The 14330-nt window shown below is 63.7% G+C and carries 13 protein-coding genes and 1 pseudogene; 4 read left to right on the forward strand and 10 right to left on the reverse strand.

What is annotated here, in order from left to right; all coding sequences use genetic code 11:
* Positions 1 to 388: 388 nt before the first annotated feature.
* Complete coding sequence (locus G4O04_03835) at positions 389 to 727, forward strand: transposase family protein (GenBank protein ID HEY57659.1); 339 nt, start codon at positions 389 to 391, stop codon at positions 725 to 727.
* Positions 728 to 1355: 628 nt separating this feature from the next.
* Here the strand turns inward: G4O04_03835 and G4O04_03840 are convergent.
* From G4O04_03840 to G4O04_03855, 4 genes and pseudogenes are all read right to left on the reverse strand, one after another.
* A complete protein-coding gene (locus G4O04_03840) occupies positions 1356 to 1748 on the reverse strand; it encodes a hypothetical protein (protein ID HEY57660.1) in 393 nt (130 codons plus the stop codon).
* 42 nt (positions 1749 to 1790) lie between these two features.
* Positions 1791 to 3131 carry a hypothetical protein gene (locus G4O04_03845; protein ID HEY57661.1) on the reverse strand — a complete coding sequence of 447 codons (1341 nt, stop codon included), beginning with the start codon at positions 3129 to 3131 and terminating at the stop codon, positions 1791 to 1793.
* 255 nt (positions 3132 to 3386) lie between these two features.
* Positions 3387 to 4307: a DUF475 domain-containing protein gene (locus tag G4O04_03850; GenBank protein HEY57662.1), complete on the reverse strand. Its 921-nt coding sequence runs from the start codon at positions 4305 to 4307 to the stop codon at positions 3387 to 3389.
* A 74-nt stretch (positions 4308 to 4381) separates the two neighbouring features.
* A pseudogene (locus G4O04_03855) lies at positions 4382 to 5262 on the reverse strand (acyl-CoA/acyl-ACP dehydrogenase).
* Positions 5263 to 5306: 44 nt separating this feature from the next.
* Here G4O04_03855 and G4O04_03860 point away from each other — a divergent pair.
* Positions 5307 to 5858 (forward strand): alpha/beta hydrolase, encoded by a 552-nt coding sequence (locus G4O04_03860; GenBank protein HEY57663.1) that lies wholly within the window; start codon positions 5307 to 5309, stop codon positions 5856 to 5858.
* Between the two features lie 306 nt (positions 5859 to 6164).
* Here the strand turns inward: G4O04_03860 and G4O04_03865 are convergent, their stop codons facing one another.
* From G4O04_03865 to G4O04_03875, 3 genes are all read right to left on the reverse strand, one after another.
* Entirely contained in the window at positions 6165 to 6773 is a 609-nt protein-coding gene (locus G4O04_03865; protein ID HEY57664.1) for a hypothetical protein, read from the reverse strand.
* Between the two features lie 461 nt (positions 6774 to 7234).
* Entirely contained in the window at positions 7235 to 8443 is a 1209-nt protein-coding gene (locus G4O04_03870; GenBank protein HEY57665.1) for a HAMP domain-containing histidine kinase, read from the reverse strand.
* Positions 8440 to 9126 (reverse strand): response regulator transcription factor, encoded by a 687-nt coding sequence (locus tag G4O04_03875; protein ID HEY57666.1) that lies wholly within the window; start codon positions 9124 to 9126, stop codon positions 8440 to 8442. The genes G4O04_03870 and G4O04_03875 overlap by 4 nt, the downstream gene beginning before the upstream one ends.
* A 276-nt stretch (positions 9127 to 9402) precedes the next feature.
* Between G4O04_03875 and G4O04_03880 the strand changes: the two genes are divergently transcribed.
* Both G4O04_03880 and G4O04_03885 read left to right on the forward strand, forming a co-directional pair.
* Positions 9403 to 9642 carry an SHOCT domain-containing protein gene (locus tag G4O04_03880; protein HEY57667.1) on the forward strand — a complete coding sequence of 80 codons (240 nt, stop codon included), beginning with the start codon at positions 9403 to 9405 and terminating at the stop codon, positions 9640 to 9642.
* Complete coding sequence (locus G4O04_03885; GenBank protein ID HEY57668.1) at positions 9639 to 9836, forward strand: SHOCT domain-containing protein; 198 nt, start codon at positions 9639 to 9641, stop codon at positions 9834 to 9836. The genes G4O04_03880 and G4O04_03885 overlap by 4 nt, the downstream gene beginning before the upstream one ends.
* A 259-nt stretch (positions 9837 to 10095) precedes the next feature.
* Here G4O04_03885 and G4O04_03890 read toward each other — a convergent pair whose 3' ends face one another.
* The 3 genes from G4O04_03890 to G4O04_03900 form a co-directional block, all read right to left on the reverse strand.
* Positions 10096 to 11187 carry a 4Fe-4S binding protein gene (locus G4O04_03890; protein HEY57669.1) on the reverse strand — a complete coding sequence of 364 codons (1092 nt, stop codon included), beginning with the start codon at positions 11185 to 11187 and terminating at the stop codon, positions 10096 to 10098.
* Between the two features lie 189 nt (positions 11188 to 11376).
* Positions 11377 to 12360, reverse strand: coding sequence for a DUF916 domain-containing protein (locus tag G4O04_03895; protein HEY57670.1), 984 nt, complete (start codon positions 12358 to 12360; stop codon positions 11377 to 11379).
* Positions 12357 to 14048, reverse strand: coding sequence for a hypothetical protein (locus tag G4O04_03900; protein ID HEY57671.1), 1692 nt, complete (start codon positions 14046 to 14048; stop codon positions 12357 to 12359). The genes G4O04_03895 and G4O04_03900 overlap by 4 nt, the downstream gene beginning before the upstream one ends.
* Positions 14049 to 14330 lie beyond the last annotated feature (282 nt).

The raw sequence follows: 14330 nt of genomic DNA on the forward strand, positions 1-14330 counted from the left end.
AGAAGTCAGGGTAATGACCAGAAGAACAATTATGATTGGTCTCATTTTCTCTACCTCCTTTGAACCCATATTTTTAGCACGGACGGCCTAACGTTTATCCCGCTCCCTTGCAGCTATAGACCGACGCCAGGCGTGTTTTCGCTCCTACGGCGGGATTATGCTGCTCAGAAAGCGTGATAAAATGACAATACAGCGTCAAAAACAGACTCCGCGCGGCATAATACCCCAACACGCCGCCGCCCTCCCGCGCCTTTGCTTGCTTCCATTTGTAGCCCTTTCTCCTCAAAAGTCAACCGCCTTCCACGCTGTCCCAGGGCTTTTTTAAAGTTCTGATAATGTGGTATACAAAAAGGGCCTTCCTCGTGTCTTGCGAACTTTGAAGGTCAAGATGGCAGGAAAGAAAGGCAAGCGTTCCTTGTTGGAGCAATGGCGCATGATGCCCGACCCGCGGTCCCGTCATGGGAGGATATACCCTCGGTACGGCATGTTGGCGGTGCTCATTTTAGCCGCCATGCACGGCGAGAATTCGTTGTTAGGGATGTGGCCACGGGCGAAAGAGCGGAAGGAACGCCTGGTGAACTTCATGCCGTTGGGGTTGTGGGCGCGTCCGCATCTTCCCAGCCCGGGGAGCTTTTGGCGGGTGGCACAGAAACGGGATGCGGGGGTACTGGAGGGCGTGGTGCGGGCGTGGGTGCTGAGTTGGGAAGGCGAAGCCGCCATGCCTTAGATGGCAAAACGCTACGGGGGAGCCAATGCCGGCGCGGAGAGCAAGCCTTGCAAGTGCTCACCATGGCGGGGTAAGTCTTGCGCGGGGCGGTGGGGCAGCGGGAGGTTGCAGGAGGCGATGAGTTGGCCGCCGCTCTGGCCCCGCTGGAAGAGATGCCGTTAGCCGGGAAAGGGGTGAACGCCCATGCAGGCCTGCTGAAAGCCCCCCTGGTGCAAAAGGTGGTGGAAAAAGGGCCTACATCGGTTTGGTGAAGAACGATTAGCCGGGGTTGAAAGCCGCCCTGGAAGATCGGCCACCCTTTTCCCTGCCGGGGGGGCTGGCCGCCCGCCGGATTGGCAAAAAGGTGGTGAAAGGCCGTGGACGATGGGCGGAACGCCCTTTGTGGATCGCCCTGTGTGAAGAGGACATGCAGGCCTATCTGACGACAGCGTTTGGTTGGCCGCAGGCGCCATGGTGTGGCTGGATTGCCCGTCGGCGCCGGCCGTTGTGGCCCTCACGCTCTTGCGAGGCTGGATACCGGCTGCCTATCTTCCGGAGGCCCGTCGCAAAGTTGCCGCTCTGCCGGATGATGGTTTGCCCTTGCTCCCTGCCCCTTTAAAAAAACCGTATCCATGGGAAGGAGCGTGGCTCAGGGGCTTACCGTAGCGCTGGCCTGGGCGACCCGTTCGGGTTGATTGGGCATGCGCTGATAGTAGGACCAGAAGGCTTGGGATTCGGGCGTGTTGTAAGCGCCGGCGTTGGCCGCCCAGCGGTGGGCAATGGGCTGGTAGAGCAGTTCGACTTCCACGGTGAACGGGCCCGAGGCGTCGCCCAGGGCCACGGTGTAGGTGACCGTGTCGCTGCCGCTGATGAAGTTGGCGTCCTGCAGTGCCACGCCATGGGGCACCACTTCGTCCGGCACCGCCGTTTTGTCAAAACCTTTGGGCAGCAGACGGTTATCTTTGGCATAGGAGGCGGCGTTGAGCAGCACGGTGGTCACCTGGCCGTGGACGTCTTCCAGGATGGTCTCGTAGATTTGCACTTGATCCGGTTGGGTGATGTGGTCGTAGTGGGGTTCGTAGGCCTAGGGGTCGGCGTCGTTGTCGTTGCCATGGATGGCTCCTTCAGGGGTGTAGGCGCCGGATTCGAACGCCACCTGTCCAGCGGCGTCACGCACCGTGACATGCAGCCAGGCCCGCCGCGAGGGGTAGGCGGAGGGGAATTTGTGGCCGGTGAGGTTGGTCACAGTCACGCGGAAGGTTAAGTTGCCGTCCTTGGCCTGGGGTCCGGCGATGGTCAGGATGGCCGTCTGGGACTGCAAGAAAGCCTGAGTGCGGGCGATGGCCGCGGCGAAACCGGCCTCGCCGTCCATGGCCTGGAGGCCGCCGCCAAAGGCCTTGAGCAGGCGCAGCAGGTAGGTGTTGCCGCCGGTGAACTCGTGCCGTCGCACGGGTTGCCGGGCCACCGGTTGACCGATGGCGGTCAGCACCACGCTGCCCTGGGCTTCGGGCATGTGACAGTCCTGGCATGAAGTGTTTGGGGCGAAAGCGGAATAGCGCCATTCGGTGTACGGGGTTTGTTCGGGGAAAACGTCCTCGCTCAACGCGCCGTCGGCGGTGACATAGTGGGTGTACAGGTTGTGGCAAACTGCGCAGACTTCCGAGGTGCCCAGGTGGTCGCTTTGGCGGGGCACGAAACCGCTTTCGTTGGGCATCCGCATCTGCCCGGCGCGGGTGGGCGCGAAGGAGCCAAAGACCACCCGCTGGCCGGGCGGGGTGGTGAAGTCCAGGGGCAGGTCGCCGCTGAAGCGTTGGCCCAGGCCCTCCGGCTGAATCTGGTGGCAGACGGTGCAGGAGACCCCTTCCAGGGCTAGCCGGTTCCATGGGTGAGAAGGGGAAAGGTAGCCATCGGGGCCGAAGATTTGGGCACCCTTGCCCTGACCCACATCGGCGAAGTGGGCCATGGGCATGTGGCAGGTGCTGCATTTTTGCTCGATGGCCGCGCGGTATTCGGGGTGGTTTTGGATTTCGTTGCTCACTGCGGCCTGGTAGTAGGGGTCCACGGCAGCGTTGGCCATGGGCGAGGCGCGCCAGAGGGTGGCCTGGTTGACCTCGGCGCCGCTCTGGTCGCGCAGGCCCACATGGCAGCGCACGCACTTGCCCGAGGCCGCGAAGTAGCTGTTGGCGTCCTTGGAGAGCGGTGCCTGCACGGCCGGCGCGAAGGGGGGCGTGGTGGGGGCGGTTGAGGCGCCAGGGGTGGCCGTGGCAGCAGGCGGCACCAGCGTGGCGGTGGGACCTTGCACCGGCCCGGCTTCGACCGCCGCGGTCGAAGTGGGCACAGGCGTCGGAGATGGGGTGGCCGTCTGACACGCACTGAGGATAAGGACCAGGATGAGCCATCCCAAGAACACTCGTGGTTTGGTCATGGAGCACCTCCTTATGTATATCTCCCCGTGATGTGAGCGCTCTGGGCCCACCATGGGCGCGCGCTTTGGCTTTCCTGGGGAGGAAAGAGTGGCTTGATATGCGTTACGGCCTACTTCACTTTACAGTGTAGCCTGTTCGAGTGAAATTAGGAAGTGTCTTGGTCATGGGCGAGAGGAAAGCGGACCCTTACCCAAAACCAAAACGCCCCTGGAGCCAGAGCCAGGGGCGCGGGGAAGCGGGAGAAAGCGCAGGGTTTAGCGGGGCGAGTTGGTGGGGAGATGCTGAGGCGTCGCCTTCCGCTTGCGGTTGAAGGTCCAGGCCAATAGGCGTAAAAAGGTTTGGAAGAGCCAGTGGAAGGGGCGAAAGACCCAGTTGATGCCTGTGTTCAGGTAGAAGAAAGCGCGGGCGATCCAGGCCAGCGGTCGGGAGAGCAGGCGTTGGAGCCAGGGGGTGTGGGCGTAGAGAAGGGCCAGGAGGATGGTGGCTAGGTTGATGGCGAAGCGGGTCAGTTCGTGGAATTCGATGTGGGCGAATTCGGAGAGCAGGAACTCAATGCCGATGTTGAGCACCAGGAGGTAGGCGGCTGTGGCCAGGATGGGTTCCTTCTCGATGAGATGGGTGAACAGCCCGGCGGCGAAGCGCATGGTGAGGATTCCCAGGGCCACTCCGATTATCACCACGACCAGATGGCGGGAGAGGGCGATGGCGGCCACCACATTGTCCAGGCTGAAGGCCAGGTCCATGATCTCCACCATGAGCACGGTGGTCCAAAAGCCGCGCACCTTGTGGGCCAGGGCAGCCGTTTTTTCTTCTTGTTCGGCGGTGTGGAAGGCCCCCAGATGTTCGATGGCGATTTTGATCAGGTAGATGGCCCCCACAAATTGAAGCCAGGGGTTGCGAATGACGAAGCTGGCCATGACCAGCATCAGGACCCGGCCCAGGTAAGCGCCCAGCAACCCCACCCGAAGGGCCGCCGTGCGTTGAGGGCCCAGGAAGGGGTCGAGCACCCGGCCCAGGGGGCGCAAGACGCGCGGCCAGGGCACGGGCTGATGCTCTGGCAGGGGGGCCACCATCGCGCCGAGCACGGCCGCGTTGTCAAACGAAAGGATGCCCTCCAGAAAGATGAGTTGGAGGATGATGGTCAGGAAACCCAAATCCAACGGGGGCAGAGACATCGGTTACACTCCGGAGAAAACTGAAGTAACAAAAGCCCCCCAACGCGCCTAGGCGTTGGTTTGGGGCCTTTACATCATACCACAGGTTGGAAGCAGGCGGTTAGCCGGGGAAAGGCTTTTTCCTCCGTGGCCTCGGCGTCGGCTTTCACATCCCGGCCCTGGGGCGGCCTGTGGAGGAAGTCTTTGTAGAATTCGTGCTGGATGATGAGGTTCATGATCTCGTTGGTACCGGTCCAGATGGAGAGCAGGCGCACATCGCACAGCAGGCGTTCCACGGGGAAGATATTCGTGTAGTCGACACCGCCCAGGACCTGCATGGCGAGGTTGACCACCTCCCAGGCGGCCTCTCCGGCCAGGCGGTTCAGCCCGCGGGCGGCGTCCAGCAAGGTGAGGCTTTCGGCGATTTTGAAACTCACCGCCTGGAAGCGGCGAATTTTCTGCCCGAAGGCGTAGCGCTGGTCGGCGTATTTGGCCGCGATCTCCAGGGCCGCGCTCGATGAGGAAGGCGGTCATGGCCCGCTTGGGGTCTTCGATGCCCTCGACTTTGCCATAAATGAGGAACAGGTCGGCCCCCTCGGCCCTGGCGACGAAACGCTTTTGTCCGCTGACATAGAACACATCGCCTTCGCGGCGGGCTTTGGTCGTCGTGCCGAAGAAGTCCGACCCACCGCGCGGTTCCGTCAGCCCTTCGGCCACGGCGAGTTTGCCTGCAGTATGGGTTTGAGGTAGCGTCCCTTTTGCTCCTCGGTGCCGAAGGTGTGGATGGCCTCGCCCACGATGGGCACCAAGGAGTACAGGCAGGCCGGGGCGCTGCCCAGGACGCCCACCTCCTCCAGGGCGATGAGTTCGGATGTTCACGGCCGCCCCAGCGCGGGTCGAAGCGCAGGCCCAGCAGCCCACGCCTCCCCGCTTCTTCCAGAAACTCGTGCGGGTAGGCCACTTGGTCGGCGTCCATATCCAGCAGCAACCGGCGGGGCGGGCTATGTGGAGGTGCCAGCGTTGCGCGAGGCCGGTTTCGTGGTGGCCGCGGTGAACGATCGCCTGGCGCCCCAGGCGCATTTCCCGGCCATGATTGAGGATGTGAAATGTGCTGCCGTGCGTTTTCTGCGCGCGCACGCGGCCGGGTACCATCTCGACGCCGCCCATATCGGCGTCTGGGGTGGCAGCGCCGGGGGGTACCTGGCGGCACTTTTGGGCACCAGTGACGTCTCGGCCGGCTGGGATGTGGGGCCTTATCTCGAACAGCCCAGCTGGGTGCAGGCGGTGGTGGTCATGTTCGGCCCGGCCGATTTGCCCGCCTTGTTTGCGCACTCGACCCGCCCTCAGGGGCAGCGGCGCTTGTTGTTGGTGTTCGATGCGGCTTCTCCGGAGGGCCCGGTGTGGGTCGTGGCCAGCCCGGTGACTTATATCACCCCAGGCGACCCACCGTTTCTCATCTTGCAGGGAGACCAGGATAAGGTGGTTCCCCCGGAGCAGGCGCGCAGGCTTTACGAGCGCCTGCAACAGGCGGGTGTGGCGGCCCAGTTGGTCCAGTTGCTTCTGGAAGTCTAGGGTGTAGAGATTGATGTTCACCGCGCCCTGAATATGACCAGCCTGAAACTCCCGGGGTGTCTGCACGTCCAGTTGGGGTTGTTAGCCCTGCTTTGCAGCAGGGCGTAGGCGTCGTTGGGCGCCAGTTGCTTGATCTCCACGGCCGTCCTGGTTGTGCCGCAGGCGGCCAGGAACACGAGGGCCAGGCCCCCCACCACCAGGGCATTCGTCGGAACACGCGCGTCATCATGCGCCTTCTTGGTTGGGTTGGTGGTCCGCTATGGGGGTCTTGGGCAAGGATGCGACGGATGCTGTCATACGGAGGCATCAGGGCGTTGATTGCGGCGAGGGTTTCGCTTTTGCTTCCAGTACGCACACATAATAACTCGGGAAGGGGTAACTCCTGGGCATCACGGGCTGGATTTTGAGCCGGTAGCGGGTGCCCGGGGTGAGGTCCATGCCTTCGGGCACGGCCACCACTAAGTAGAAAGGCCCGGAGCGGGATTGATCGGGCATATAGAGCATGGCCGGCAGGGGATCTCTGATCCAGGCGTCGTCCAGCGTCAGGGGTTTTGGCGGTGGGAGGGGGGCCCGGCCGTAGATCCCTATCTCCACGCCGGGAATGTAGTGCCAGGCCTCGTCCAGGTGGAAGGCGTTGGGTGGCATGCCCCAGTATCGCTTGCGTTCGCGTTGCAGATAGTCCAATGCTCGCCAGTACATGGCGCGCTGGGTTTTGTCCGCGTTCTTCAGCCAGCCTTCATAGCGAGCGATTTCCAGGTCCAGGGCTCGTTGCACACCCTGCAGGCAGAGGCGCTGGATGGGGTCGCTTTCGGAGGCGGTAGGTGAGGGGCCGGGGGAGGATGCCGCTGGCCCGCAGGCGCTGAGCAGCATCGCGAAGGCCAAAAGGGTAAACAGGGGGGCCTTGGAGAAAATCATCCGACACCTCGGAGGGTGGGCTCAAAGTAAGTATACCTTGTTTTGGCAGCGCCGGTACAGTTTTGCCGGAAAGCCGGTGCCCGCCCGGCTATGGTCTGGTGTGAGATCAACCCGCGGCGATGGGGCCATCGCCTGGGATTCTGATGGTATCATCAGGCCTATGCAAGCGCCAGCGACTTCCCCCATCTCTTTGCGCCGGCTGATGCGCACCTGGTGCCCCTGGCCGCTTCGTGATTGCTTGTGTCCGTGGCACTGCCGCTCCTGAGCGCCGTGATCGCTCGGCTGCCCGATCCCAAAGTGCATCTAGCGGCTTACGGGGGCGTGGTTTTCCCCCTGGCGCTGATCATCGAGGCGCCCATCATCAAAAGTAACGCCCCACCCCGTGGGGTCCACACCGCCGGACCTTGGGGTGGGGCGCCGTTTTCCGGGGGAAGTGCCCCCTCGAGAAGGGATCTGTGCCCTTATTTCCGGGGGGCGACGGGCAGGGTAAAAAGAAAGGTGCTCCCCTGGCCGGGGCCGGGGCTGTGGGCTTCGATGCGTCCGCCGTGGGCCTCGACCAGCAGGCGGGCGATGGTCAGCCCGATGCCGCTGCCGCCGCGTTGACGGGAGCGGGACTTGTCCACCCGGTAGAAGCGGCGAAAGAGGTGGGGCAGATGCTCGGGGGAGATGCCCTCGCCGGTGTCCTGCACCTCGAAGCGCACGAAGCCTTTTTCGCCCCCGGTTGCCTGTGGTGGGATGACGCGCACGGTCACCCGACGACCGCCCGGGGGCGTGTGGCGCAGGGCGTTGTCCAGCAGGTTGCTCAGCACCTGGATGGCCCGTTCGGGGTCGGCCCACACCGCAGGGGCCTCAGAAGGTACTTCAGTCTCCAGGGCGACGCCTTTGTTGGTGTAGGCCGGGGCGAAACGCTGCACCACTTCGTCCACCAGTTGCCTGGGGGAGACCGGCTGGCGATTCAGGGTGTAGGCGCCAGCCTCTAAGCGGCTCAATTCGTGCAGATCGTCCACCAACCGTTGCAGGCGTTTCGTTTCGCGCACGATTTGCTGGTAGATTTCCGGTTCCGGGGGAAAGACGCCGTCTTGCAGCCCTTCGGCGTAGGCCAGGATGGAGGCCAGGGGGGTGCGCATTTCGTGCGAGATGTCGGCCAGCCACTGCCGGCGGGCCTCTTCGGTGCGGGCCAGGCGCTCAGCCATGCGGTTGAAGTTCAGGGCCAGTTCGCCCAACTCGTCGGTGCCCTCGGCTGCCTCGGGGGGGACGGCCACCCGCTCTTCGTAATGGCCCTCGGCGATGCGGCGGCTGACCTGGGACATGGCCTGGATGGGCGCCACGATGCGGCGGCTGATGAACCAACTGACAAGCACCGCGGCCGCGCCGGAGACCAGCAGCGCCACCACCATGGCTTCGGTCAGGGCGGCGTGGAAGTTGTGGAAGAGGTCGGCGGTGAGGTCCACGCCGTCCGTCCTGGTGTAAGGGCCGCGGCCCATCATCATCCCCTGCATCATCCTTTGCATCAGGTGGCCCATGGCGGCCAGGTGCCGTTCGAAGGCCTTGGGCGCCACCGATTCCCCGGCGATGAGCAGAGTGATAGCGCCCGCGGCGATCACCAGCAGATGAGCGAAGAACAGTTTGGCGGCCAGGCGCTGCCGCCACCATTGGAGAAGTTTGTTCATGTGGGCAGTTCTCCGTCGAAGCGGTAGCCTACGCCGCGCACGGTGGCGATCCACTGGCCCAGGGGGCCCAACTTGCGCCGCAGGTTGCCGATGTGGACATCCACCACCCGATCGTCGCCGTAGTAGGCCCCCCAGACCCGTTCCAGCAGTTGCTCGCGGCTGAGCACCATCCCGTTGTGCTCGGCCAGGGCCTGCAGCAGGTCGAATTCCCGGGGGGTGAGGTGGATTTCCTCGTCTTTCAGCCACACCTGCCGGGCGGCCGTGTTGATGCGCAGGTCACGGAAGAGCAGCACCTGACGCTCGGTGCCGCTTTTGCCCAGCCGCCGCAGGGCGGCTTTGATGCGGGCCACCAGTTCGCGGGGGCTGAAGGGTTTGGTGACATAATCATCGGCGCCCAAGGTGAGGCCCACCACCCGGTCGGTTTCCTCAATGCGGGCCGTGAGCAGGATGATGTACACATCCGAACCGCGGCGGCGCAGTTCGGTCATCACTTCCAGCCCGTCTATGCCGGGGAGCATGATGTCCAGCACGATGATGTCCGGACGAAAGGCCTGGGCCGCTTTCAGCGCGCCGGGGCCATCTTCGGCGGTGTACACGGTAAACCCCTCGCGCTCCAGGTAGGCTTTCACGGCCCGAACAATGGAAGGTTCATCGTCCACCACCAGAATTTTGGCCTTTTCCATGCCCTTTTCTCCTCGCCCGCTGCGTTGAGCGGCGCGATGCACCGCGGGAAGGTTGATTTCATTGTACCATCTGGCCGCCGGGCTCTGCAGGAAGGGGCCTGGGTCCGCGGGCATCTTTAACGAATCTTCATCAAACCTTGGGAGGCTCTTGACTTCCAGCGATTATCCTTAGGGTGCAAACAAAAACAAACCAGACTTTCCTTTAGGAGGCATAGGATGATGTGGGACGGTTGTTGTGGAGGTTGGGGGGGCTGGGGCAGTTGGGGTTGGATCGGCATGCTGATCAACCTGGCCCTGATTCTGGTGGTCGGCGGCGGCTTGATCGCCCTGACCGTGTGGGCGATGCGTCGCTTCTTCTTCAGTGGCCGTTCCTGGACGGCAGGTCCTGGCCCTGTGGAAGGCCCCGTGGATGACCCCAAGGCCATTCTCAAGGCCCGCTACGCCCGTGGCGAAATCACGCGCGAGCAGTACCTGCAGATGCTGCGTGACCTGGAAGGTCGGGAGGTGACCTCATGATGATCTTTGGGTTTGTGTTCTGGATTGTGTTGTTGGCCATCGGGCTGATCGCCCTGAAAGGGTTTCAGGTGACCCTGCCGATGTTATCGCGGCAGGATGCTTCGCCTGAAGAGTTCCTCAAAGCCCGTTACTCCCGCGGGGAAATCACCCGCGAAGAGTTCGAGCAGATGCGACGCGAGCTGCGACAGGTATAGCCTGTTTCCGCCGCCGGGCGGAATCTCCTCCTTGGCTCCTCTGCGCGGCCTGCATGGGCTGCGCAGCGAACGTTTTTGGCGCACCCCGCACGGTTGGTTGCCCTTGCGGTACCGGGAGAGCGCTGCTGGGGCGTTCCTTTTGGTCAGAGGAGGCCTGGGTCCCTGCCATGGGCGAAATTAAGGTATAGGCGAAATGGGAGCCAAAACAACAAAGGCCTGACGGCGCTTGTCAGGCCTTGAGCGTTAGCCGGGGCAGGGTTCAGTAGGAGTAATGCAGGGCGTCCACAGGGCAGCGGGTAAGGCATAACCCGCATTCGTAGCACAGGTCTTCGTAGATGGCGATCTTGCGGTTTTCGTCCAGATAGAGCGCGTGATAAAAACAACTGAACACGCAGAAGTTGCAGCCCGTGCATTTGTCGGGGAGCAGGATAGGGGGCTCGGTCATCTTGGGTGCCGTTTGTTTCAGGGTGAGGCCTTGAATCTCCTGCACCGAGGCGTAGCCGTGGCTGTCGAGCCATTTGTTCAGTTCGCGGGCGATTTTGGCGAACACCTGAGGCCCGCGGGTGATGGCCGCCGTGCAGATACCCACGGCGGTGGCCCCGGCCATGAGGTACTCCACCACATCGGTGCCCCGGCTGATGCCGCCCACGCCGATAATGGGCACATCGGCCACCTGGGCGATGTCGTACACTATGCGCAGGGCGATGGGTTTGAGGGCCGGGCCGCTCAGCCAGCCGTACCCTTTGCCGCCCATCAGGGGGCGACCGCCGCGCTCGATGTCGATGCCCAGGGCTGGGCCGAAGGAGTTGGTCGCCACGATGCCGTCCACCCCGGCCTCCTGCGCGGCGATGGCCGCCGGCTGGGGCTCGCGGAAGGGGCTCATCTTCACCAGCACCGGCACATCCAGCGCTGCCTTGGCCGCGCGGATGGCGTCTTGCATGGGCTTAGGGTCGTCTTCGATGTAATGGGTGCTCAGTTCCACGGCGTCGGCAAAGGGTTTGACCTTAGGCGCCAGTTCGGCGATTTCTTCGGCGGTGTAGCCCATGCTGATGATCACGGGAACACCAGCTTCGTCGGCCCTCTCGCGGATTTTGGGGAATTCGTACTGGAACCAGTGTTCGGGCGAGAGTTCGGACCAGAGTTCGGTGTTCAGGAAGTAGGTTTTCAGGTCGGCCATGTTGGGGGTGGGCACGGGCGCGGCCGTGGTGGAGATGGTCTTGGTGACCACGGCGCCCACGCCGGCGTCGATGCAGGCCTTGACGGAGATGGCGTCGCGCACCGGGGGCCCGGCGGCGGGCATGAGAGGGTTTTTCAGCGACCAGCCAAGCAATCGAGTGGTCAAATCGGCCATGGGGTCCTCCTAAGCGACGGAACGGATGGAACTTTCATTTTAACCCAGAATGGCGAAAAAGGGGGCGGGGAGAGGTGGGCTTGCGCGAGAAGGAAAGATGCCTCTGATGCGCCACTGGCGGCAAGGACCACGATGGGGTGGGGCTCCGCTATACCCGGGAAATTCCAGAAGCGCAAGCGGGGCGGGGCGTCAACGCGGCTTTTCGTTTAGTCGTCGGCGCAGGCGGTAGAGTTCCCACCCTTCCAGCAGGACGAGCAGGGCGAGCAGTGAGGCGGCCAGGGCCAGCCAGCGGTTGCGGTCAGGGCCGGCCTGGGGCATGGGAAGGGGAGCGATGGGGGATGGTTCGGGGACCGTGAACAGAGCGTGGGTGGTGAACTCCAATTTGTCGTTGTGGCGCAGATGCAGGGAAACTCGGTAAGTTCCTGGGGAGAGAGGAGGGGCGAGCGGAACGGCCAGGGTGACCGTGGCTCCTGGGAGTAGGTAGTCCAGTTGGATGGCGCGTGCACGCTGGCGCTGTCCGGCTTTGTCGAAGATGAGGAGTTGGCCCTCCCCCTTGACGCCGTAATAGCCTGGGTTGTACAGACGCACTTGGAGGGTTTGCTGCCCTTCGGGGGAAACCCGGAGGGCCAGGCCGACCAACCGAAGGTGGAAGGCCAGGGGCGCCTGAGCTGAAACCACGCGAATGCGCACGGCCACGGCCACGCGGCGAATCAGGGTGACGGTGAAGGGCCGTTGCTCAGAGGAGGGGGGTGCTTCCGGTTGGGCGATCAGGCCGGCCATGGATTCGCCGCGGGCATTGGCGGGGACCTGGAGGCGAAAGGCGACCGCTTGGGCACTGTGGGGCTGCAGGGTGATCCGGTCCTGGCTCAGCGTGATCCAGCGACCCGGCCCTTGGGGCGATTGCTCTCGTGGGGGGAAGGTCACCCCGCCGTTGGAGGCTGTCTGGCCGTCAGCAGGATAGAGGATCAGGGTGAGGGGGTGATCGGTGAGGTTGGTGAGCACCACGGCATCGTGAATGATCGCCCCGGGCGGAACCTGATAGTCGAAGAAGGGCCGCGGGGCGTTGTCTCCCCGCTGGGGGATGGGCTGGATGAGGAACCCTGGCCCCGGACCGGCGGCCCAGAGGCCGAGCAGGATGAGGGGTAACCAAAGCCGAATTTTTCCCTTGCTCATGGCCCCGCGGTCATGGTCACGGTGACGGTGGTTTGATAGTGTCCTGCGGCCGTGCCGGCGGGGATGGTGAGGAAGAAGTGAGGAGTGAAGTCGTAGATGCCCTGCCCGCGACCGTTGCTGGCCGAAAGCAGGGTGATGCCGTTGGGGTTGAGGGGGGTGGCGTTGGCGACCTGACTGGTGGGCGCGCTGCTGCCGCTGAGGGTGGTGATATCGGCGGCGGACATCTGGACGGTGAAGTTCGCCGCCGGGATTTGGTGCCCCTGGCCGTCGGTGAAGTCAGTGGCCGCTAAGGTGATGTGCCAGTCCAGGTCCAGTCCGGTGAGGTTGGCCGCCGTCCAGGTCTGATCGATCGCCTGGACGGTGACATCCACCCCTATCTGGATGGTGGGCGGGAAGAGGATGTCCCGCGGGCGAACCACCAACCCCTGGGCGCTGAGAAGTTGGACCACAGCGCGAGCCTGCTCAGGGGTGAAGAGGGCCACGATGCCGGCGGCGCTTTGCCCGCCCGAGGTGGCCTGGGGAGCGCCCAGGGCCACCCAACCAGCGTCCAGGGCCAGGGCTGTGCCCACGGCATCGCCGGTGGTGGCGTTAGCGGGGGCAAGGCGGGCTTGGGGGTTCCAGTTTGGGCCGTCGGCGGTGAAGATATAAGCCGTGCCAGCGTCGGCCTGAGGCGCCCCGATCACAGCCAGATCGGTATCCATAGCCACGGCCTGCCCAAAGGCGGCGCCGACAATGGCGTCTGGGGGTTCCAGGCGGGCGGTGAGTGACCACTGTTGGCTGGCGAGGGTGTAAATATACACGGTGCCGCTATCGGTTGCGCCGCCGCTGTCGGCTCTCGGTGCGCCGACGGCCAGGGTGCCGTTGGCCAGGGCGACGCTGGTGCCGAAGCCGTCGTTGGCGGCCGCATCGTCGGGCGTCAGGGCCGCTTCTTGGAGCCAGGTGTTGCCCTGGCGGAGGAAGATGTATACCCGACCGTCGTCGGTGGCGTTGGCGTTGGCTTCTGGGGCGCCGGCGGCCACGCGGTCGCCGTAAAGGGCGACGGCGGAGCCTAAATGGTCGCCGCTGCCGCCGTCCGCCGCGGTGAGGGTGGCCTGGTGGCTCCAGGTGCCGTCGTTACCCTGGCTGAAAATCATCACGGCTCCGGCGTTGGAGGCTCGTTGATCCGCCATGGGAACCCCTATGGCCAGGGTATGGGCTTTGAGGGCTACGGCACTGCCAAAAGCGTCGTTTTCAGCGGGAGCAGGGGCGGTGAGTTTTTGGCTGAACTGCCAGGCGTTGTTGGCGAAGGTGAAAAGATAAACGGCCCCGGCGTTGGGGGTTGTGTCAATGTCGGCGTTGGGCGCGCCTACGGCCAAAATACCCTCGGAGAGCGCGAGGGTCTTACCGAAGTGATCGTTTGTTGCCCCGTCGTCAGCGGTGAGGGTGGCCGCGTGTTCCCAGGTCAGCCCGACGCGGTGGAAAAGATACACGGCCCCCGTTCCGTTGTTCGCGTTGGGCTCGCCCACGGCCAGCCAGTCGCCGCTCAGGGCCACGGCCAGGCCGAAGGCGGCGTCGGTGGCGGGGTTTGGCGAGCCCAGGCGGGCCGCCTCGGTATACGCCAGCGCCGCCCAGGCGGACACCAGCGGTGCCAGCGCCCAGGCGGCCACAAGGCTCAGGGCGAACAGAACGAACCACCGTCGGTTGCGCATGGTTTTTCCTCTCCTGAACCGTCTCATGCGCAACCGCATTGCCATGGGAACAAAAAAGACTTCTACCTGCGCTTGAGCAAGCCCAGCAGAAGTCTCCGGCTCGTTGTTGCCTTCATTGTGTCCTTCCCCAGAAGGCAATGGCGGTTGCTACAGGAACACCTTGGTTTTGCTGATGTTATTATAGAGGAGTTTTGGGGATTGTCAAGAGGGGCGGTGCGGATGACGGGGCTTTTTATTGATGTTTGCACTTTGAAAAGAACGGCGAGTAACCCAGATCCGTCC

Source organism: Anaerolineae bacterium (assembly GCA_011176535.1).
In the GTDB taxonomy this organism is placed as follows: Bacteria; Chloroflexota; Anaerolineae; order Anaerolineales; family DRMV01; genus DUEP01.

Bases quoted from the DNA above. Each gene is read 5' to 3' on its own strand.
- G4O04_03870 (HEY57665.1), bottom strand. From the start codon at position 8,443: ATGAACAAACTTCTCCAATGGTGGCGGCAGCGCCTGGCCGCCAAACTG.
- G4O04_03895 (HEY57670.1), bottom strand. From the start codon at position 12,360: ATGAGCAAGGGAAAAATTCGGCTTTGGTTACCCCTCATCCTGCTCGGC.
- G4O04_03880 (HEY57667.1), top strand. From the start codon at position 9,403: ATGCTGATCAACCTGGCCCTGATTCTGGTGGTCGGCGGCGGCTTGATC.
- G4O04_03885 (HEY57668.1), top strand. From the start codon at position 9,639: ATGATGATCTTTGGGTTTGTGTTCTGGATTGTGTTGTTGGCCATCGGG.
- G4O04_03835 (HEY57659.1), top strand. From the start codon at position 389: ATGGCAGGAAAGAAAGGCAAGCGTTCCTTGTTGGAGCAATGGCGCATG.
- G4O04_03845 (HEY57661.1), bottom strand. From the start codon at position 3,131: ATGACCAAACCACGAGTGTTCTTGGGATGGCTCATCCTGGTCCTTATC.
- G4O04_03865 (HEY57664.1), bottom strand. From the start codon at position 6,773: ATGATTTTCTCCAAGGCCCCCCTGTTTACCCTTTTGGCCTTCGCGATG.
- G4O04_03850 (HEY57662.1), bottom strand. From the start codon at position 4,307: ATGTCTCTGCCCCCGTTGGATTTGGGTTTCCTGACCATCATCCTCCAA.
- G4O04_03890 (HEY57669.1), bottom strand. From the start codon at position 11,187: ATGGCCGATTTGACCACTCGATTGCTTGGCTGGTCGCTGAAAAACCCT.
- G4O04_03900 (HEY57671.1), bottom strand. From the start codon at position 14,048: ATGCGCAACCGACGGTGGTTCGTTCTGTTCGCCCTGAGCCTTGTGGCC.
- G4O04_03875 (HEY57666.1), bottom strand. From the start codon at position 9,126: ATGGAAAAGGCCAAAATTCTGGTGGTGGACGATGAACCTTCCATTGTT.